The 18,766-nt window shown below is 55.9% G+C and carries 18 protein-coding genes; 2 read left to right on the top strand and 16 right to left on the bottom strand.

What is annotated here, in order from left to right; all coding sequences use genetic code 11:
* Positions 1-150: 150 nt before the first annotated feature.
* Positions 151-834, top strand: coding sequence for an SIMPL domain-containing protein (locus ABC395_RS06745; RefSeq protein WP_413001740.1), 684 nt, complete (start codon positions 151-153; stop codon positions 832-834).
* Between the two features lie 445 nt (positions 835-1,279).
* Here ABC395_RS06745 and ABC395_RS06740 read toward each other — a convergent pair whose 3' ends face one another.
* From ABC395_RS06740 to ABC395_RS06725, 4 genes are all read right to left on the bottom strand, one after another.
* Complete coding sequence (locus tag ABC395_RS06740; protein ID WP_413001738.1) at positions 1,280-2,191, bottom strand: TauD/TfdA dioxygenase family protein; 912 nt, start codon at positions 2,189-2,191, stop codon at positions 1,280-1,282.
* An 84-nt stretch (positions 2,192-2,275) separates the two neighbouring features.
* Positions 2,276-3,142 (bottom strand): ABC transporter permease, encoded by an 867-nt coding sequence (locus ABC395_RS06735; protein ID WP_413001736.1) that lies wholly within the window; start codon positions 3,140-3,142, stop codon positions 2,276-2,278.
* Between the two features lie 19 nt (positions 3,143-3,161).
* Entirely contained in the window at positions 3,162-4,178 is a 1,017-nt protein-coding gene (locus ABC395_RS06730) for an aliphatic sulfonate ABC transporter substrate-binding protein (protein ID WP_413001734.1), read from the bottom strand.
* 349 nt (positions 4,179-4,527) lie between these two features.
* The gene (locus tag ABC395_RS06725) at positions 4,528-5,121 is read right to left on the bottom strand and encodes a TetR/AcrR family transcriptional regulator (protein WP_413001732.1); all 594 of its coding nucleotides are present in this window, start codon (positions 5,119-5,121) and stop codon (positions 4,528-4,530) included.
* Between the two features lie 191 nt (positions 5,122-5,312).
* On the opposite strand from ABC395_RS06725, the gene ABC395_RS06720 reads away from it, so the two are divergent.
* Entirely contained in the window at positions 5,313-6,581 is a 1,269-nt protein-coding gene (locus ABC395_RS06720; protein WP_413001730.1) for an ATP-binding protein, read from the top strand.
* Between the two features lie 151 nt (positions 6,582-6,732).
* Here ABC395_RS06720 and ABC395_RS06715 read toward each other — a convergent pair whose 3' ends face one another.
* The 12 genes from ABC395_RS06715 to ABC395_RS06660 all read right to left on the bottom strand — a co-directional run bounded on the left by ABC395_RS06715 (position 6,733) and on the right by ABC395_RS06660 (position 18,763).
* Positions 6,733-7,686, bottom strand: coding sequence for an aminopeptidase (locus ABC395_RS06715; protein WP_413001729.1), 954 nt, complete (start codon positions 7,684-7,686; stop codon positions 6,733-6,735).
* Positions 7,687-7,786: 100 nt separating this feature from the next.
* Positions 7,787-8,458, bottom strand: a complete 672-nt coding sequence (locus ABC395_RS06710) for an AroM family protein (protein WP_413001727.1) — start codon at positions 8,456-8,458, stop codon at positions 7,787-7,789.
* A 280-nt stretch (positions 8,459-8,738) separates the two neighbouring features.
* Positions 8,739-8,942, bottom strand: coding sequence for a hypothetical protein (locus ABC395_RS06705; protein ID WP_413001725.1), 204 nt, complete (start codon positions 8,940-8,942; stop codon positions 8,739-8,741).
* Positions 8,943-8,998: 56 nt separating this feature from the next.
* Positions 8,999-9,931 (bottom strand): DUF1177 domain-containing protein, encoded by a 933-nt coding sequence (locus tag ABC395_RS06700; protein ID WP_413001723.1) that lies wholly within the window; start codon positions 9,929-9,931, stop codon positions 8,999-9,001.
* A gap of 53 nt (positions 9,932-9,984) precedes the next feature.
* A complete protein-coding gene (locus ABC395_RS06695) occupies positions 9,985-11,046 on the bottom strand; it encodes an S-methyl thiohydantoin desulfurase family protein (RefSeq protein ID WP_413001721.1) in 1,062 nt (353 codons plus the stop codon).
* 10 nt (positions 11,047-11,056) lie between these two features.
* Positions 11,057-12,670 (bottom strand): OPT/YSL family transporter, encoded by a 1,614-nt coding sequence (locus tag ABC395_RS06690; protein ID WP_413001719.1) that lies wholly within the window; start codon positions 12,668-12,670, stop codon positions 11,057-11,059.
* A gap of 288 nt (positions 12,671-12,958) precedes the next feature.
* Positions 12,959-13,882, bottom strand: coding sequence for a DMT family transporter (locus ABC395_RS06685; RefSeq protein WP_413001718.1), 924 nt, complete (start codon positions 13,880-13,882; stop codon positions 12,959-12,961).
* A 9-nt stretch (positions 13,883-13,891) separates the two neighbouring features.
* Positions 13,892-14,551: an aspartate/glutamate racemase family protein gene (locus ABC395_RS06680; RefSeq protein ID WP_413001716.1), complete on the bottom strand. Its 660-nt coding sequence runs from the start codon at positions 14,549-14,551 to the stop codon at positions 13,892-13,894.
* 160 nt (positions 14,552-14,711) lie between these two features.
* A complete protein-coding gene (locus tag ABC395_RS06675; protein WP_413001714.1) occupies positions 14,712-16,262 on the bottom strand; it encodes a PucR family transcriptional regulator in 1,551 nt (516 codons plus the stop codon).
* 1,053 nt (positions 16,263-17,315) lie between these two features.
* Positions 17,316-17,768 (bottom strand): hypothetical protein, encoded by a 453-nt coding sequence (locus ABC395_RS06670; protein WP_413001713.1) that lies wholly within the window; start codon positions 17,766-17,768, stop codon positions 17,316-17,318.
* Between the two features lie 48 nt (positions 17,769-17,816).
* Positions 17,817-18,497 carry a hypothetical protein gene (locus ABC395_RS06665; RefSeq protein ID WP_413001711.1) on the bottom strand — a complete coding sequence of 227 codons (681 nt, stop codon included), beginning with the start codon at positions 18,495-18,497 and terminating at the stop codon, positions 17,817-17,819.
* The gene (locus ABC395_RS06660; RefSeq protein ID WP_413001710.1) at positions 18,494-18,763 is read right to left on the bottom strand and encodes a magnesium and cobalt transport protein CorA; all 270 of its coding nucleotides are present in this window, start codon (positions 18,761-18,763) and stop codon (positions 18,494-18,496) included. The genes ABC395_RS06665 and ABC395_RS06660 overlap by 4 nt, the downstream gene beginning before the upstream one ends.
* Between the last annotated feature and the right edge of the window lie 3 nt (positions 18,764-18,766).

The following is an 18,766-nucleotide window of genomic DNA, read 5'->3' as shown; positions in this document are numbered from 1 at the left end:
CCGGCAAAGTCTCGTAAGGAGAGTTTCGTTATAGTCAAACCTGCCGCCGGTCCGCGGACCGGCGTTTCGGTATCCGCTTCCTGCATGCGGAAGCCCCGGGTTCCATACACTAAGATATACCACCTCTTGCATCGAGAAAGGAGACCGGCTATGTACGGTTTTGCACCCCCGCCGCCGCTTCCTCCATCGCCCGGATACCGGGCAGGCAAACCCGCTTCCCCCGCTTCCATTGAAGTGACAGGCGACGGAATCGTCTCGGTCGTACCCGACCGGGCCGTGATCGTGCTGGGAGCCGTTACGGAGGGAGAATCCCTCGCCCCTTTGCAGGCCGAGAACGCCCGGATCATTTCGGCCGTGATCGACTCTCTGCTGCAGCTCGGAATTCCCCGGGACAGCATCCAGACGGACGAATTCCGCATCGATCCCCAGTACGACTTCCAGGACGGCAAACAAATTTTCCGCGGCTACCGGGTCACTCATCTGCTGAAAATTACGACGGAACGGGTCGGAGAAACCGGGACGATCGTCGATACCGCCGTCTCCAAAGGGGCCAACTCCGTTTTGGGAATTTCTTTCCGGACGTCCCAGCCGCAGAAATACGGCAAGGAAGCGCTGGCCCTCGCCGTCCGGAACGCACGGGAGAAGGCGCTGACGATAGCGGCGTCTCTCGGGGTCACCCTGGCGGCGGTTCCGGAGTCCGTCCAGGAGCTCAGCCGCCCGAACGAGCCCGTGCCGTACAAGGCCACCATGCTGGCTGCCAGTCCGGCCACGCCGATTCAGCCGGGTGAGCTGCAGGTGTATGCGGCCGTGAGCGTCCGGTACACCTTCAGCTAGGCCCGGCCGGGCGCACCGAAAAGAGCGTATCCCCTATGCCGGGGATACGCTCTTTTATGGATTGGGGCCGGGCCTCGGAAGGTGCGTGACCGGCCCCGTGCAGTGCCGGAACGCATACACGGGTGCGCGGGCACGGCGCTTGTCTACAGCGTCACGGCGGGGTCCGCTCTGAAATGACGGGCCGAGTCGGGCATATGCCAAGATGCGCGTTGTGGCCGCTCCGTCCCGGCCCCGGCTGCGCTTTCTACCGGCCTTCGCTTGACTGTGCGCTTCCTACGGGCCCCCTCTTGACTTTGCCCCTCTACGGCACTGCCCCCTTTCGGTTCCCGCTTGGCTTTACTCGTCTACGGCTGCTCTCTGCCTTGGCACCGCCTGCGCTCCATTCGGCGTTCCGGCCCCCGCCCGGGCCGGAACTGCGCAGGGCCCGGCGGCCGGCACGACCCGCTTACGACGCGCTCGCCGCAGCCGCGGGCTCCGAGACGATGCGCGTCACGCTCTTGCGGCCGTCCACGCCGACCGGAACTTCGCCGGTAATCGTGACCCGGCGGACGACCCGGTGCTGATCGCCGTAGTCGTTCACGGCGTAATGCTGCGTGGCGCGGTTGTCCCAGACCGCCACGTCGCCTTCGGCCCAGCGCCAGCGCACGGTATTTTCCAGGCTTGTGATATGTTCCTGGAACAAGGCGATAATCTTCTGGGAATCGGCGACGGAGAAGCCTTGAATTTTTTTGGCGAAGCCGCCCAAAACAAGTGTCTTCTCACCAGTCTCCGGGTGAACGCGGACGAGCGGATGCTCCGTTTCGTATACCGTCGAGGCAAAACTCTCCCGGTATTTGCGCGCCGCTTCGCTGCCCAGGGCGTTCACCGTTCTGACCGTGGACGCATAATCGAATTCATTGGTGTGCAGCACCCGCAGCTTGTCGGCCAGCTCGCGAAGCTCCGCGGGAAGCTGCTCGTAAGCGGCTGCCGTATTCGCCCACACCGTATCCCCGCCCGCTTCGGGGATAACAATCCCGCGGAGAATGGATGCGGCCGGATAAGCGTCGACAAACGTCACATCCGTGTGCCATACGTTGGCGCGTCCCCCGTGAGTCGAATCCAGCTCCAGCACGTAATCCGTGCCGTCCTTGGGTTTGATCGTCGGATGAGCGATCGGGGTGCCGAGCAGCTTTGTAAACTCTTCTTGTCCGGCATTGTCCAAATGATTCTGACCCCGGAAGAAAATAACCTTATGCTTGAGCAATTTTTCGCGGATAAAACCTACCGTACTTTCGTCAAGACTGCCGGACAATGAAATTCCTTCAATAATAGCACCAATGTTTCCTGAAACCGGGATGACCTTCACTTGTTCACTCATTTCTTCTTCCTCCTTTAAAATAGTTGATTTGATGTATCGTCAGCGGCAAACCCCGGCCGGCAGTCAGGCTGCCCTTGCCCGGGACTATCCCTTGTAATTGTCGCGCCACTTCAGCAGCCGTTCTTCAAGCAGCCGCACGACGGAATCCACAAGCTTGCCGACAACAGCGAAAATAAGAATGCCCACAAACACGGCGGTCGTTCTGGAAAACTGTCTGGCATCCTGAATCATATATCCGATGCCTTCGCTGGATCCCATCAGCTCCGCTACGACGAGTCCCAGCCAGGCCACGCCCAGCGACAGCCTGAGTCCAAGCAGAACATTCGGCAGCGCCGAGGGGAGCACCAGCTTCGTAATTTGCCGGATGCGGTTGAACTCAAGCACCTTGGCGACGTCGAACAGTTTGGAATCCACGTTCCGGACTCCCAGGAATGTATTGACATACAGTGGGAAGAAAGCTCCCAGCGCGATCAGCAAAATTTTGGACAGCTCGTCGAACCCGAACCAGAGTATAAAAAGCGGCGTAATCGCAAGATGAGGAACGGTGCGGAGCATTTGTAAAGTAGGATCGAGCATGTACTCCGCTCTTTTTCTTAATCCGACCAGCATACCGGTCAGAAGACCGAGCGAACCGCCGAGCAAAAAACCGTAGGCGGCCCGCTGCACGCTCACCTTCAAATGGTGGAACAGCTCGCCCGACTGAAGCATCCCCGCAAACTCCTCCGCGATGCTGAGGGGCGAAGGAAATAACGTCGGAGAAACCAGCCTCAGTCCGCTTGCCGTCTGCCACAGGACAAGCGCCGCCAGCGGGAGCACGAGCCCGAGCAGGGCGATTTTCAGTCTGCTTCCGCGTCTGGCGGATGCCCTGCCGGCTGCGGCTTGTCTCCCTTCCCTCTCATCCAGGCCCTTCGCGGCCGGAGAAGACGGGTTTAATTGTCCCAAAGCTGACACGGTCTTCGCCTCCTTCTCCTTATTTAGCCGGTTTCACGGCTTCAATGGCTTTGCTGTCCGTGTTTCGCGTCACGTCGATTTTCTTCTTGATAAAGCCCGCTTCCAGAAGGATATCCGCCGAAGCCTGCTGGATGCCGAAGATTTCTTTTGTAATCGGGACATTCGAATAGTCGGTATTTTGGACCACCAGTTCGATCGTCGCACGGTCCGCCTTCTTGGCGTTCGCTATGTACTCCACGACCTCTTCCCGGTGTTCCTTCTGAAACTCGATCGCCTTCTGGAACCCTTTCAGGAAAGCTTCCGCCGCTTCCGGGTGTTCTTTGATAAAATCGGTCCGGCCGATCGTCAACACCGGCGCCTTGATGTTCAAGGCTTCCCCGCTCGTCAGGACGCGGGCGCCGTTTTTGGCGATCTGGATGCTCGTATACGGGTCCAGGCCGACCCAGGCATCCACCGCCCCCGATTCGAAAGCGGCGACAGACTCTTCCGCCTGAAGCTGGATAAGCTGGAAGTCGGATTCTTTCAGCCCCGCCTGCTTAATCGCTTTGATGAAAAAAACATGAAGCGTGGTTCCCTTGGCGATGGCGATCTTTTTTCCTTTCAGATCCGCAAGGCTTTTGGCCGTGCTGTTCGCCGGGACGATCACGATGTTAAGTCCCTTTACCCCTTCGGAGAGCAGAGACAGCGTCGTGACCGGCAGGTTGTTTGCCTGAGCGGATATGGCCGCCCCGTCGCCTAGCCAGGAGAAATCGACGCGCCCCGCGGCCAGCGCTTCCAGAAGAGTCGGACCGCTGGGAAACTCGGACCATTTGACGTCCCCGCCGACTTTCGCGAATTCCTCCTCGAACCAGCCTTTCTCCTTCGCCAGGAGAAGAAGACCTCCGCCCCCGTTGTTCGCGAGATTAACGGTATATTTGCCCTTGGGCGCATCCGTATCGGAGCCCGTTGTCGCGGCCCGTCCGGCACCGCATCCCGTAAGTCCGGCCAAGCTTATGACGAGTGCCGCAGCCGCTAACGATACTTGAAGTTTGTTCATCCGCCGTGCCCCTTTACACACAAATTTTGAGTATAAAAAAAGACACCCGACAGCGCGCGTTAAGCGGGCCGTGCAAGGTGCCACCAGTGGACCGGTAGGATACCAGAGTTATGGATTCACTCCAAAAACAATTAAACCTAATATTCAGATGAAAATAGTCGGTTTTAAAAGTGTACTAACTGACTAGTCAGTCAGTGCTTGTTGGAATGATTCTATCAGCCCCTTTTTGGGAAGTCAATACTTTTTTAACAAAAGTTGAAAACAAAGCGGCAATCCGTTTCTCCGAACGCCTCGTTCCCCTGCTGCTCCGTAAAGCGGAGCTGGACGAGTCGCTCACCCATCAGCCGGCTTATTTGCAAAGCAACCCGACCACCTGCTCCTCATCCGGACTCGCTACCGCGTCCAATCCCCGGCGACGGGCCCCGCTGACTCCGTTAAGCAGAGCGAAATAAAGCACCGCCAAATCTTCGGGTTTTCCTTCCCGGAACGCTCCCTCTTCTTGTCCCTGCTTCACGATCGCGATAATCGGCTGAAGGTTCTCGACCGCCCTGCGCGGTATTTCCCGCTTCTCCTCCGGAGAGATGCTCGCTATCGTCTCCGCATGCAGAACGACATGCATGCCGTTCAAAGCATTTTCGTCCTCCCCGATTTTACGGGCATGCCAAAGAAGCTTGTCGCGCGCGCTTCCTTCCCGGCGGCGGGCCTCCTCGCAGACCCGGCCGTATCTTTCTTGAAGCATCTTGACCAGGCTGACGAACAGCTCTTCTTTGGAGGAATAATAGTTGTACACGTGGCCGTGGGAAATGCCCGCCGCTTCCGCAATATCCGATATTTTGGCTGCCGCAAGGCCCTTTTTCGCGAAAATTCCGATAGACGCATGAAGGATCTGCGACCTGCGCTCTTCTCTCTGCTGCGTCACTTTTTCCGGGTTGTTCACAGACATAACGGGTCCCCTTTCTCTGCTACCGTGGATTATAACACATTTAAGTAATCAGAAAACTAGGGTTTCTGCAGTCACAAAAATCTTTTGCAGCCGCTCTCCGTCCATTCATTTTGAGCCCCAGGAATTTGCTCTTTCATGCCGAATAGTGTAGGGGTCCGATGAATATAACCACGTCCGGAGGGTGAGCGATATTGGCACTGATCAAAGATCTTTTACTTCAGCTCTTCTTTGCCCTTATGCCTTTCGTACTGTACAGCTTTTATTACCGGGACAAAGACACCAATTACTCCAGAAAGTTTATTCTGATTACCTCCATGATCTGCCTGTTTCTTTCCATGACATTCGCCTCCAGCGTCGAAAAAGGCATCCAGTTCGATGTACGTTACGTCATTCTTTTTTTCTCGCTTGTGTTCGGCGGGTTTCGGATCGGCCTACTGATTTTGCTGGAGTTTATTCTGTACCGGCTTTATTTGGGCGGGCCGGGGATCTATTCGGCTATGGTCCTTCTGCTCGTTACATTCCCTTTGTCGGTCTTGCTGTGCAAGGCTTACCACAGGACCAGGGAGAAATATCTCGTGGCCCTTATGGCCGGACTCTGTTATTCTTTCTTTCCTCTTCTCTTTCTGTATATCGACCGGCCCGATTATATTCTGACTCATCTGACTTACCATATTCTGATCATACCCGTTCACAATTCGGTCGGAGTGCTGCTCCTGTTTTACCTGTTTGAGAAATCCGCCACGGATAAGGACCTGTACCTGAAGTACCTGCAAAGTGAGAAAATCGAGGCCGTCGGCCAGGTCGCCGCTTCCCTGGTGCATGAAGTGCGCAATCCGCTCACAACCGTGCTCGGTTTTTTGAAATTGATCCGTCAAGATCAAGCCATGCCCGCGGAAAAACTTCACCGCTTTATCGACACCTGCATCGAGGAAGTGAAGCGGACGGAGGCGATTCTGTCCGAATATTTGTCCATGTCCAAGCCTTTAACGCAAAAGCGTGAAGAAATCGATCTCACCCGCGAGATTGAAGCTGTCGTCGAGGTTATGACTCCGTATGCCACGATGAATAATGTTTCGCTGGCCCTGCATGTTCCCTCCGAACCTGTGCGGATAACCGCCAACGGCGCCGAAATGAAACAGCTTCTGGTCAATTTCGTAAAAAATGCCGTCGAGGCCTGTTCATCCGTACAAAAAGGAAACGTCTCGCTGCGGATGCATACGGATGGCCCGCTCGTGAAGGTGCATATCCGGGACAACGGGATCGGAATGAATAAAGAGCAGCTGAGGCGCCTCGGCTCCATCTATTATTCCACCAAAAACACGGGCACCGGCCTGGGCCTCACCTATTCCTACCAGCTGATCCGTTCCATGAACGGCACGATCTCGGTATTCAGCCAGCCGCATGGGGGAACGGAATTCACGCTCTCGCTGCCCCTTGCCGCCATAACTTCACATGGATAAAAAAACGCCGGTCCCGCCACGCTCTTGCAGAGCATGAACAGGACCGGCGTTTTTTGTTGCAGCGCGATCTCAATTGCGCTTGGAGAGGCTTCATTCCCTCATTTCGTCACAGCGGCGTTTCGAATCGCGGTTGAAGAAACTCCACCCGCAATTACTCCTGAAAAGCCAGCTTTCCTTTCTCCATCAGCAGCTTGTCGTCCAGATACACGGTCGGCTCCTTAACCAGACCGTCAATATGGACGCCGGCGGCGATCGTGCCTCCGAACGTATTGTTGCTGCCGAACGCGACGTGTATCGTGCCGTATACCTTCTCGTCTTCCAGAATGACGCCGGTGATTCTCGCTTTATCGTTCGTACCGACTCCGAATTCGCAGAGAAGTCTGCCGTCTTTGTCGCCGAGCATGCGGAGGAGCTGCGGACCGGCTTCGCCTTCGGCCCGGACGATCCGGCCCTTCTCGATCGTGAGCAGCAGGGGTTCGCTCAGCTTGCCGATTCCGGCAATGGACCCGTCGATCAGGATTTGCCCTTCCGCCGTTCCTTCCAGCGGGGCGATATACGCTTCCCCCGAGGGAAGATTCCCTGACTCGCCGGGATTCAGATACAGGCCGGTGCTCGGCACGCCGTTTCTTCCCTCTACGGGAAAGGTCAGCGTATAACCCTCCTTCTCGATGCGCACCTCACGGGCTCCGGTCAAGAGCTTCGTCACCCGTTCCGTCAGCCGCTTAACTTCGGCATAATCGGCCGAGATAGCGCCGTGGAGGAACATATCCTCCGTAATGCCCGGCATCGTGGCCAGCCTTGCTCCGGCGGCAGCCGCATTTTTGCGGGCCTGCGTATGCGTGAGAGACTGCTTGGTGATGCACACGACCACATTCGAGGTGATCATGGCGGCGGCGACCGCGGCGGGAGGCTCTTCACCGGGTCTGTGCCGGTCTTTCATGACCATAAGCACAGCTTCCGCGCCAAGCGCTTTTCCCGCTTCGTAAAGCGGCTCCGCCAGATGCCTCTTATCTTCGTCCGAGACGACAAGGAATGTTTGCCGTGCCTGCAGTCCCAGACAGCTTTGCAGCACGTGCTTGCCGACTTCGATGAGCGATTCGTTCATAATCTTCATCCTTTCTGATTCTGGAATAGAGCGGAGAGGGGCTGACGTCCGATTGCATCCCCGCATCAGCCGGCCCCAGCCGTCTCCAACATGATTTCTTCTATATCATTTCCGATACAAGCTTGCCCATCAGGGCGTTGGACAGGATGACCGGCTTGCCCGATGCCTCCGCCATAAGCTGCCGCGCTTCCTCCGTATACCCCATACAATCGAGCACGATGATATCGCTCTTCTCTTTCAGCTCAACGGCAGCCTGCCGGAACTCAGCTTCATCGGGTTTGTACGGCGACGCGACGGCGAAAACCGGACTCAAGCCGTAAGGCTCGTATTTCCGTGCGAGTGTCGCGCACTGCTCCGCCAGCGGAACGAGCACGCCGATCCTGCGGCCCCCGGCCATCGCCTTGACGGCGGGAGGGATCAGACGGTCGGGCTCGATCAGGTACGACCGTTCGGTCCGGAGTCCGGGGAATACGCCTGTGCACAGCAGCAAAATGTGCCGGATTCCGGCCTCTTCGAACTCGCTAATCCGCTTCTGCAGCAGAGGCTGCAGCTTCTCGCGCGACATCACGACGGATTCTCCGGACGTCAAACGCGAAGTCAGAACGTACTGCCCTTCTTCGGGGCAAAGCTCCCTCTCGATGTCCGCTTTGCTAAGCCCGTCCAAGGCGCCGCCTTGAACAAGTTCGGCGCGCCCTTCCAGGCAGCGCTCCACAATCGGCGCCACATCGGTCCGCGGCGCTTGGCCGATCGTAATCATTCCCAATTTCTCCATGCCCTCCACCCCCATCTGAGATCCGCCGAAGCGGCTGAAAAAAAAGGACAGGGGGAACTCCCCTGTCTATTCCGCTGCTCAGCCGGTAGAGCAGCGGACTTAAATACTCGTACCGGCGGTTCGCTTCCGGCCCTGGTCACCATTGGACCCGGCCGGAAGCCGAGTGACTCCCCCGCCGGTTTACTGCCGACCAAGGCACGGCGTACGGCCGCTAGTTTACTACCCGGCCAAGGCATGGAGTACGGCCGCCGGTTCGGACAGCGGACGCCTGCTTAGTCCTTCAGCCTGCGGTAAAGCTGCGTCCGCTGCGGCGGGCCGCAGCCGTCTGCAGACTATGCGACATAAGGAAAGCGGAGCGGAATCCGATCCGTTCCCGGGCGCCATGCCGTACGCGCGCGGGCTTGCTCCGATTCAGACTGCTTCCTCCGGCACGGCGGACCGCAGCCGTCTGCACACTGTGCCGGAGCAAGGGAAGGCAAGGCATATCGTTCCGCTTACGAGCGCCAATCTGAACGCGGAACGGACTTGCTCATTCTCCGCTTACTTGCCGGCGGTCTGCAAAATCTTCATGGACCCGTACAGCTTCGTGATCAGCTCGAATTCTTCCGGGTCGTAGAAAGCGCACGTTCCGGCCGTCGTTTCTTTGGCCGTTTCAATGGCGAAGCGCGCCGCCGCCGCGATGTCCGTCTCGTGGCTCGCGCCCGTTCCGCAGCCCGGAACGACGGACTGCGCCGTCACGGCGACACCGACGACAGGAGCATCCGTCGCTACGGCCGGCTGCAGGATGGAGTTGATGTGATACAGGTCGTTGCCGTACGGCGTAATGTCCTGCATCGTAACCGGGAACGTCACCGCATGCCGGCCGGTCGTCATCTCCATAATGCGGAGCAGATCGTCGCTGACGCGGAGGATGTATCCTTCCTTAACGGTCGGCGAAATCGCGATGCCTTTGTGATTGATCACACGGTTGCCCTTCGTCGTGTCGATGGACAGAATCGCGTCCATTTCGGGCACGACTTCCTCCCGGTTCATCGTCAGGATATCGACCGGCGAATCCATAAAATCAACCGGTTCATGCGGGCGGGTCGGCGCGTCCGGGCAGATGTGAGTCGTGACGATCACATCGCCTTTCAAGGCGTCGCCCTTCGTCTGCATATCCGCCAGCTTCAATGCGGCTGCGACCGCCGCAACCGCTCCGTCGGCATCGGAGACGAGGCCGATGCGGCCGGGGCGCGCCCCGATGCCGCCGAGACGGCCGATGATGCCGAAAGTCGGCACGCTGCCGCCTTTGCTTTTGCCGTCCGTGCCGGGGATGACGATTTTAACGAAATCCGTGCTTCCTTTTTCTCCGCTGACCTTTGAAACGGTCACCGATACGCCGGGATAAGCGTCGAACAATTCTTTTACTTTCGCTCCGCTTGCATACAGGGTGTCGAGTGTATCGAGAACGATCATCGTTTGTTTAAGGGTCATGTTAACTTCCTCCGTATGAATTCACTTTGATGTCGGAATGAATGAGTCCGGATTTAATCCAGGTAAGAAAGAACCGGCTTCTTGATAATATCTTCCACCGCCTGCAGCAGCTTGCGGTTTCTCATCGTCGTGCTGAGCAGCAGCTTCTCGGCGGGCACCGCTATGACGGCAATTTGCTGTCCTTTCGCGATAGCGGCCGATACGACCGGCTTCGCTGTTTTGGCATCCAGCGTCATGATCAGATCCGGGAAGGTGGCAAAGCGCTCCCCGTCTTTCTCCAGCGTCATGTACTCGTTCCAGAACGTCATCTCGTACGCGTCGTCGATCCGGACCGTTCCGGCATCGAAGCCGCCGGACGTTTCGAGCGAAAAGTCCGTCACCGTTCCGGACGCCGCGACTTTGCCTCCGAGCCGGGCGACCACGGCCTCGATGGCGGCCTCCCCCTTCGCGGAAAGCAGCGCCCGGCCGACTTCGATCGCCTGCGTGATGGCTCCGGCCGCGCCGTTGGCTCTCGCGTAAGCCGCCGTCACCGGGTTCCGCGCCACGGCCACGAGGCCGCCCGCTTCGATGGAAGCCTTGCGGATCATCGTCGACGCCTTGTCCAGCGATCCGGAGATGCTCAGCTCGATGTAGCGCTCTCCCCGGCCGCCTGCCGCCGCCTGATGGGACACGTAGTCCGCCACCTCGGACAAGTTCATCGAGCCCATGGAACCGGTCGGGTGGGCCCGGCCGTTGCAGGCGAAATCGACGAGCGGCACGCCGGTGATGGCCGACTGGAACCAGCCGTTGACCGTCGTTCCGGCCCCGTTCTCGTTCGTGTGGAGCCCCTGGATGGGCCGCCCGATTTTGGCCGCGAGCATCTCAAGCGCCTTCGCATAGTGAACGGGCTTCACGAACTGTTCTTTGGCCGCGGGAGCGCCGACCATGGAGACGGTGACCAGCAGGTCGTCGTCCCCGATTTCGTCGAGAGAGATCAGCTCGGGCTCGCCGACTTCCAGCGCCAGGCGTCCGAGCTTCAGCCCCTCTTCGATCCAGCCGCCGCCACCGCCGCCCAGAACGGCGCCGCCGTATACGGCCTGCTCTACCATTTCTTCGTTCAGCTTAAGTCTCGTCATGGGAGTCACCTCATTTTTTCAGTTTGAATACGGAGCTAAAGAAGCTGTACAGGGCATCCCCCGCGATAAATCCGGCGGCGAGAATGCTCATCGGTGTTTCGGCTTCCTTCTTGAAAATCTTCAGCACGACGATCCGGATCAGAATACCGGCGAGAACCGCCCAGCACGCATTCGGCGAAACGATCAGAAGCCCCGTGGCGAAAAGCACGCCGATCTGACGGGAAGGGCCCCCGATCAACTGGACAATCGCGCCCGGAATCGCCCAAAGCAGCAGTTGGCGGGCAATATCGGCCGAAGCTCCGGCCTCGATCGTGGACACGTACACTTTGTCGATCGGCGGAACGAGATTTTGCGCAAAATAGCCTTTGTACGACAGCAGCACGGTCAGCAGCGCAACGCCGAACGCGATCATCGCCGTGATGTACTGCTGCTTTCTCCCGTGAAGCTCCAGCTCGGGATCTTTGCCGTTGCCCCGGAGAATGTACCCGGCTTTCAGATCGTAGCCCATATCCGCGAACGCCGGGCCCGTCGCCGCGCTGAAGCCGGCCAGAAGCGCGAGCGCTACCGGCGGAAACCCGATCAGCATGCCGAACAGCAGCGTAATAAAAGCGACGGCAAACGCCGGGAACCAGCCGGAATGCATCGCGGCGATCCCTACGATAATCTCGTGCACAAAGGCGGCGAAAGCGGCGAAAATGATGAAGCCGATCAGCATGCCGAGCGACATTTTCGTAAGAATGCCGCCGATGACGGCGATAAGCAGCGCGATGACCAGATAAGCGAGAAAGCCGAGGCTGAGGGCGCGGCGGGCTTCTTTATCCGTCCGGGTAAGCCTGCTGTCCGTGACTTCTTCCTCACGTCCCGCTTCGGAGTCCGCCGGTTTCGGGCGCTTGAAAATAAGCATCCCCGCCTGGATGAGCGCGACGATACCCGCGCCGATCATGACGCCGTGGGCGATGTACAGCTGATTGACGTCGATATCGAACCACGGCACGGAGTACTGCCGGATCATCAAACCGATGCCGAACATGGTCAAGGCCCAGATGTTCCCGATAAACGCGACGCCGAAAGCGGACATCGAGATTTTAAAATACGAGCCGATGAGCCCGATCACGGTACCGACGCCGAGCAGCAGCGCACGCTTGCCGCCTTTGTCCCCCGCCAGGATCGATTCCGCGGTCGCCACGCCGGGCGCCCAGGTTCCTTTTGCCGGGAAGAGTTTGGAGTCGTAAAGCTTGTACAGCAGCGTGGCGTCGACGAACATCGCCAATGCGGCTCCGATCAGCATCGGTACGATCAGTTCCGTCGCCCCCATCGCAAACGGTATCCCGATCGGGATGAGCAGGCTGTTCGCCGCTCCGAACGTGGCCGAGGAAATGGACGTCTGAACCAGGTTCTGACGGTGGATCGATTTGTATTTACGGAAAATCATCACCGGAATCCGTGCGATCAGCATCGCGACGAGCGCGCCGATAATCGCGGTATTCGGGGTTACCCCCAGCGTCGTAACCAGCTGCATCCCGATAATGGCCCCGATTACACTTGTAATAATGTTCAAAATCAGTGCGAACGGCTCGAAAATACTCGGGTGCTTCTTTTCTTCCTGTACCTCTTTCTCTTCCATGGACAATCCCCCTAATCACTTGATGTAGTACCGTTTTCCCGTCTTTTGTTTCCTTCAGGAAACTGTTTTTCTGTCGCGGGAATGAAGCCGAAGGCAGAGATGCGGAACTTTTTATACATGTAGTATGTGCAAAGATGGAATATTCCGACAAACGAAAGTGCAGGGCGTTACAATCGCCTTGTAATAAACATTCCATTCCATCTCGCCCATACCGCTTTAAAGCTTTACTAGAATATAGCCCGTAGGTATGACAAAACCGGCTCGCAGGCGCTTTCCTTCCGAAAGGAGTTACTTTCGGGCCGTATCCGGCAAAACCTCCGGTAACGCCCGTTTCTTTTTCAAGGAAACTATACGCAGTTGAACCGTCCCGAGGAGAACCCCGGTAAAAACAAGCGCAGCTCCGAAAAGCTGCGGAGCCGTAACGGCGCGGCCGAAAAGGAGAAATTCAAGCAGCATCGTCATCAGCGGCTGCAAATTCAGCACGATGGCCGCTTTCGCCGCGCCGAGCGTCTGCATTCCTTTGTTCCACAAGACGCCCGTAAGCCCCTGCGCCACGATTACCGTTACGATAAGGAGCGCCCACATCCCCGCCGGATGTATCCAGGCGGCCTCCCCGGCCGCCAGAACGAACGGATCGAAGACCACCGCGCTGAGCGCGAAGCTGTAAACCGTCACGATAAAAGGCGACAGCCGCCTCGTCAAAATGCGGACAAAAATCAGGTTGCACGAAAAGGTAAACGTCGCGCCCGCCATAATCCAGTCCCCCGCATTAAACTGCAGGCCCCGGACATTCAAGGCGAAAGCCAGTCCCGAAATGGCTATCAGACTGCCCGCCACCATGCGCCAGGTTACCCGTTCTTTCAGGAAAAGAGCGGCCAGGCCGGCCGTAAACAACGGCGACAATGTAAAAATAAGCGAAGCGTTCGTGGCCGTCGTGAGCTGGAGGCCCCGGAACAGCAAGATCTGGTTCGCAATGAGGCCGATTCCGGCCGAGCAGCAGAGCCAGAGCGCGTCTTTTCCCGTTATTTTCACAAAAGAACGCGTTCCCCACGCCCACAGCAGGAAAGTGCCGGACACGATCGTCAGGCTGAGCGCCGAGAGGAACAAGGGAGGAAACTCCCGCAGCAGCACTTGGCGGACCATGTAGTTCAGCGCCCAGACGAAAACGCAGAAGATCAGAAGCAGATACGACCGGGCCGATGTCCAAGTCACAAGCTTGTCTTAATCCGGCTCGCGGACATTGCCGAGCTGCTTGTAGTAATGGGAGGCGAACAAGCCTTCCGCTTCGACGGCGTCAACCACCGGAACATGCAGTTCGCTCCGGAGGACGGCGGCCAGGCCGATGGTCGAGAAGCCCGTGCAGGCGAACACGATGACCTTCGTCCCCGCATCCAGCAAGGAGCGGGCGGCTTCAACCGCTTTCTCGCGTCCGGCCGGCGTCAACAGATCCGTCGTGTTGGTGACGCCTTCGGGCCGCGCGTAGCGGACGAGCTTGCCGCCGAGCAAATCGCGGATGACCGCGGGCGCTTCCTCCGTGATGCCCAGCACGCCGACGGGCCGGCCCATGGACAATGCCGCGTACGCCGCGGCGCTTCCCGCTCCGATGACCGGCACCGAGACGCTTTCGCGCAGAGACTCGATCGCCGGGTCCGCCGCGCAGGAGATAACGAGCACCGTGCAGCCTTCCCGCTCCATCCGCTTGCCGAGCTCGACAATTTTCGGAACGGCGACGGCTTCCGTCTTTTCGTCATAAATGCCGAGGGGCTGATCCGGAATGCATGCGCTCACAACCGGCAGTCCGTACGTCTGCTTCAGTATGTTTCCGTGTTCTTCAAGAACCTCCGTATCTTCCGTCGTTAATACGCGGATTACTCCGATCATGGCTCCCATCCTTCCTCGTATTCGTTTGCTTTTGTAAACTTCGTGTGGCTTGTTAATGTTGGATTGGTAATATTGTATTCGTTTCCAAAGGGGCGGACCATGTTCCCGGCTGCCAAAAATAACGAAGGCCCTTTGTGCTCGGAGCACAAAAGGCCGATTTTCATTCCAAATTTTTCAATAAATAAAACGACGTGCACAAATAATACATCAGCCGTTTCGACGTATCTTCCATGTCTATGTCAGCTATGTCTTTGATACGGTCCAGCCGGTATTTCACGGAGTTCCTGTGAATGTACAGCTTGTTCGCCGCTTCGATCAGACTGCCCCCGGCCGCCAGGTAGGCATGGAAGGTGGGCACAAGATCAGTCCCGTTGTCCCGGTCATACTTGGAGAGCTTGCCGATCTTCTTCTCCGTGAACGCATCGAAGCCCACATAGGCCGACGATTCCAGCAGCAGATCGAACATTTCGATCTCGTCGTAGCGGAACGTGCGGCGTTCCTTGTCCAGCCGGGAACCGATGGTCATCGCTTTTCTGGCCATCACGTAGCTGCGGTACACTTCCCAGAGCGGAGTTTTGCCGCCGAAGCCGGTCCGTATCTGGCTGTGGGCGTCCAGCAGCGGAGCCAGAACATCGGCCCAACCGGCCGTTCGGCCCGGGACCGGCTGCTTCTGCTTTGTGCCTGGCTCCGCCGCCCCGGGAGAAGCGAGCAGAAGGACGAGCCGGTCCCCCTGCCGGATCAGATGGGACTTCACCTTGCGGGCGGCCGACTCGCTTTCCGTCAGCTCGCCCAGGGCGGCCGGCAGGGAGGCGTGCTCCTCGAACAGATGCGGCTCGCCTTCGACGATGCAGACTTCCCAGCACCAGTCCGGCTGGAGGCCAAGCTGCCTCCCCTTGTTCTCCGCATCCTGCCTGGACAGGGGAAGGCCCATCAGCAGCTCCTCGAAGAAGCTGCCCTGCAGCCGCTGCTCCGTGTCGTAGGCGATCTTGCGGCGCATCAGCTCCAGCGAGAACACAAGCCGCGCATGCTCGATGCAGACCAGCTCCAGCTCGTCGAGCTGCTCTTTCCCGATGATGAGGCGGCCGGCGAACTGCTTGTCCACCGACACGTCCCAGCTCTTCGTCCGGCCGGCGGGCGGATCCCCCGCATCAGCCGGCGACGAAACGATGACCCGGCCGTGCTTGTGGATCACCCAGATGGGCGCCTGGACCAGCTCGGCCACGCTGTCCGCCACCACCTGGATGCCTTTGTTATGCAGCACAAGACCGGTCAGCGTCTTGTTCACTTCCTCGGATCTGCGCAGCAGGGCCGCCTGCGTATTCAGAATCTGCTCCATCACCGTATGCGTAATATCGATATACGGAATTCCCGGCGGAATCTGGATCACCGGAATCCGGTACCGGTTGCTCAGCTCCACCATTTCGGCGGGAATGCCGCCCATGAACCGCTCCGGCTTGATCGCAAGCGCCGCGGCATCCGCTCTTCTCAGCTCTTCCATCAGCTCCAGCACCAGGCCCGGATCGTTGCGCATGGAGTAGCCCGTAGTCAGAATGAGCTCGCCTTCGCGCAGCCAGCCCTTGATGTCCGGGACCTCCATGATGTCGATATAGCGCACGACGCGGTCCAGCCCTTCTTCTCCGCTGATCAGCGACGCGTCTTTCAATATCGGAAGCTGGAGCAGCTCCCGGACCGTCATCCCTTTGAGATTCATCGTGTTCACCCGATTTCAGACAGTTTGTGCGTTTCTTGGTGCGTGGGGCAGGTAAAAAACTTCTGCGTCTATTGTATCATTTCTTTGTTTTTTTGCGGGAGGAGTAGCGGGAAAGGGAAAAGAAGGATGCCTATTGGTAGGCTCCTTCTTTTTGGGGGAGTGGCTTGGGTTTAATTTGGACCAGAAAAGGGGCGATGATTGCAATCACCTTATCCTGTTGTAATATTTTTTTTGAAACTAATCATAAAATTCCCTCGATATTTAATTCTGCCTTTATCATGTTCTTGCAATGCATTAAAAGTTTGCCGGTCCAATACTCGCAACTCAATAATTTTATCCTCACATAAGATTACAATGTTATAGATATGGACCATCTTCCCATTCATCCCTGCAAACTTTTCGGACTTCTTCTCCAAAATCTTGCAGTCGCAATAGTGAGCAGGATTCTTTTTAATCCAATAATGAATCAGTTGAATAACTACACCAATGAAGAGAAGTAATAATAAAACATTAAGCAAAGTTTGATTCATGTTGATTTACCAATAAGAGCTTTTTCAAATGCGTTACGCTTTCTCATTTTGTCCGACTCTCCTACTTAAATCGAATACAATCACGCTCTTCCCTTTATTATAGGAGGTAAAAGTTCAGAATGGCTGTTTTTCATGATCAAACCATCCCGAAGGATGCCTTTTAGGACGCTTCTTTTTGGGGGAGTGGCTTGGGTTTTATTGGAACCAGAAAAGGGGCGATGATTGCAATCAGCCAGTACCAGATCATATAGGTTGTGGTTAGAGGGAGCTTACCTATTTGAATAAAGTCTCCGCTCTTAACGTAAACAATCAGATTCGCAAATACGGGTGCTAAACTTACGAAGAAAAAGATACATTTACTGAACAAACCGACTTCAACTTTATCCATACAGTGAGCGCAGGTTACTTTCTTATTCCTATGTAAAGCTGCGAAGATTTTACTCCATTTCAGATAACCGTTACAACTCCTACATCGCTTTCTCATGAAATTTTGTACTCCCTTAGTTGAGTTATAGAAACCAGCTTATTCCCCGCTATCCATTGGTGGTCGAAGCTTGCAGGAGCTCTGGATCATAACCAAATCATCCAAAATCGTTATTTCATGCAAAGCCGATTCATGCTGTAAAGAGGAACTTTCGGCATCTCCACGAAAATGACTCACTTCCTCATGCTCAGGCAAACATACAAAAACAGCACGGCGAACTGACAACGAGTCGTTCAGCATTTCCTCTATTTCCATGAGAGACAGCCGGAGAAAACCTTCCTCTTCGAATTTTTGGTTCATCGTAAGCGAAACCCTCTGTGGCGGTTCGACTTTCCCGCTTGGGTGATAATCGCCCAAATAAAGAGGAACCAGCTCCAGATCACCTATCAGCCAGGATACATTCGGCTGTAATTCTGTATAAAATTGCAGCACTCCCAATATTTCATCGCTGTTATTATTGGGATCTTTTGATTCATAAGTAAACGAATGCATGAGCGTCCTCCGGCGAACAATATTTTTCTTTTCCTCTTATCGGCTCATCTAAAGATCACTGTTTTCGATTTCTTTTTCTATGGATAATCTACGTTCATATTCCGCGAACCAATCAGACCTGTGCGCTTTAATCAAAGAGAGGGCTTCATGTAAAGCGGCCCCTTTCAAGAGCAGCAACTGATCGTAATTAATTTCCGTTTTTCTTAACCAGATATATGCTAACGATTCGCCACAGCTTGAGGCAACCATTTCACCTATACCGTCTTGATTAGATACCCTCAGCAGCACATCAATCGTCTCTTCATCTTCAAAATGTTCCCCCAGATCTATCGCCGCGTCATCTTTTTCAGCTTCGGTTGAATAAGGATCCAGTAAAGTGTCGATTTGCGCTTTTTTCAAAATAAAAGATTCTTGCCCCCGAGGGACAAAAGTCCATTTAATAGGCTCTTTATTAGCATTTTCATGAATCGGTTTGGGTTTTAAAGTAGGATCGTTTTTCCTAGACCACCATCGAGAATCATGTCCATAATAAATAATATAGGCCCAGTCATCGGGAGCTTCATGATACCGGATATCGTCTTCATCCAAAAAATCCATATCCGACCATTGAAGATTTACCCGGCAGACAGCTTCGTTTTCATCTATCGTAAACTCTCTCATCATGAACTCTACGATTTCATAACATAGGGCATAAGATTCTTCGTTTGTTTTAAAAGAAAAATGAATCATCCAACATTCCCCTCTACTACAAGCTCTACATCCTCCGTCGTAAAGTAAACCCCCGGGTATTTTTGGTGATCTTCTTCAAATGGAGAGAACCTCGCCGCTACTTCAGCTATTTCTTTAAAAAGAACTCGTTCCGTATCAGTTAATTCCTCGTCAAGATCATGATTGTATGTTAAATGAAATTCATCGCAGAATACTTCGGCCTCTATTTCTTTATCCTTGTAAAGTCTTAGCAGCCAATACAGGCGCTCTTTGGGTGTCCGTTCCATGTG

This window comes from Paenibacillus canaveralius (assembly GCF_047238265.1).
Classification (GTDB): Bacteria; Bacillota; Bacilli; order Paenibacillales; family NBRC-103111; genus Paenibacillus_F.
This window is presented reverse-complemented; position numbering and strand designations above follow the sequence as displayed.

Bases quoted from the DNA above. Each gene is read 5' to 3' on its own strand.
- ABC395_RS06745 (WP_413001740.1), top strand. From the start codon at position 151: ATGTACGGTTTTGCACCCCCGCCGCCGCTTCCTCCATCGCCCGGATAC.
- ABC395_RS06740 (WP_413001738.1), bottom strand. From the start codon at position 2,191: ATGAGTGAACAAGTGAAGGTCATCCCGGTTTCAGGAAACATTGGTGCT.
- ABC395_RS06730 (WP_413001734.1), bottom strand. From the start codon at position 4,178: ATGAACAAACTTCAAGTATCGTTAGCGGCTGCGGCACTCGTCATAAGC.
- ABC395_RS06725 (WP_413001732.1), bottom strand. From the start codon at position 5,121: ATGTCTGTGAACAACCCGGAAAAAGTGACGCAGCAGAGAGAAGAGCGC.
- ABC395_RS06715 (WP_413001729.1), bottom strand. From the start codon at position 7,686: ATGAACGAATCGCTCATCGAAGTCGGCAAGCACGTGCTGCAAAGCTGT.
- ABC395_RS06710 (WP_413001727.1), bottom strand. From the start codon at position 8,458: ATGGAGAAATTGGGAATGATTACGATCGGCCAAGCGCCGCGGACCGAT.
- ABC395_RS06705 (WP_413001725.1), bottom strand. From the start codon at position 8,942: ATGCCTTGCCTTCCCTTGCTCCGGCACAGTGTGCAGACGGCTGCGGTC.
- ABC395_RS06700 (WP_413001723.1), bottom strand. From the start codon at position 9,931: ATGACCCTTAAACAAACGATGATCGTTCTCGATACACTCGACACCCTG.
- ABC395_RS06695 (WP_413001721.1), bottom strand. From the start codon at position 11,046: ATGACGAGACTTAAGCTGAACGAAGAAATGGTAGAGCAGGCCGTATAC.
- ABC395_RS06690 (WP_413001719.1), bottom strand. From the start codon at position 12,670: ATGGAAGAGAAAGAGGTACAGGAAGAAAAGAAGCACCCGAGTATTTTC.
- ABC395_RS06680 (WP_413001716.1), bottom strand. From the start codon at position 14,551: ATGATCGGAGTAATCCGCGTATTAACGACGGAAGATACGGAGGTTCTT.
- ABC395_RS06675 (WP_413001714.1), bottom strand. From the start codon at position 16,262: ATGAATCTCAAAGGGATGACGGTCCGGGAGCTGCTCCAGCTTCCGATA.
- ABC395_RS06670 (WP_413001713.1), bottom strand. From the start codon at position 17,768: ATGCATTCGTTTACTTATGAATCAAAAGATCCCAATAATAACAGCGAT.
- ABC395_RS06665 (WP_413001711.1), bottom strand. From the start codon at position 18,497: ATGATTCATTTTTCTTTTAAAACAAACGAAGAATCTTATGCCCTATGT.
- ABC395_RS06660 (WP_413001710.1), bottom strand. From the start codon at position 18,763: ATGGAACGGACACCCAAAGAGCGCCTGTATTGGCTGCTAAGACTTTAC.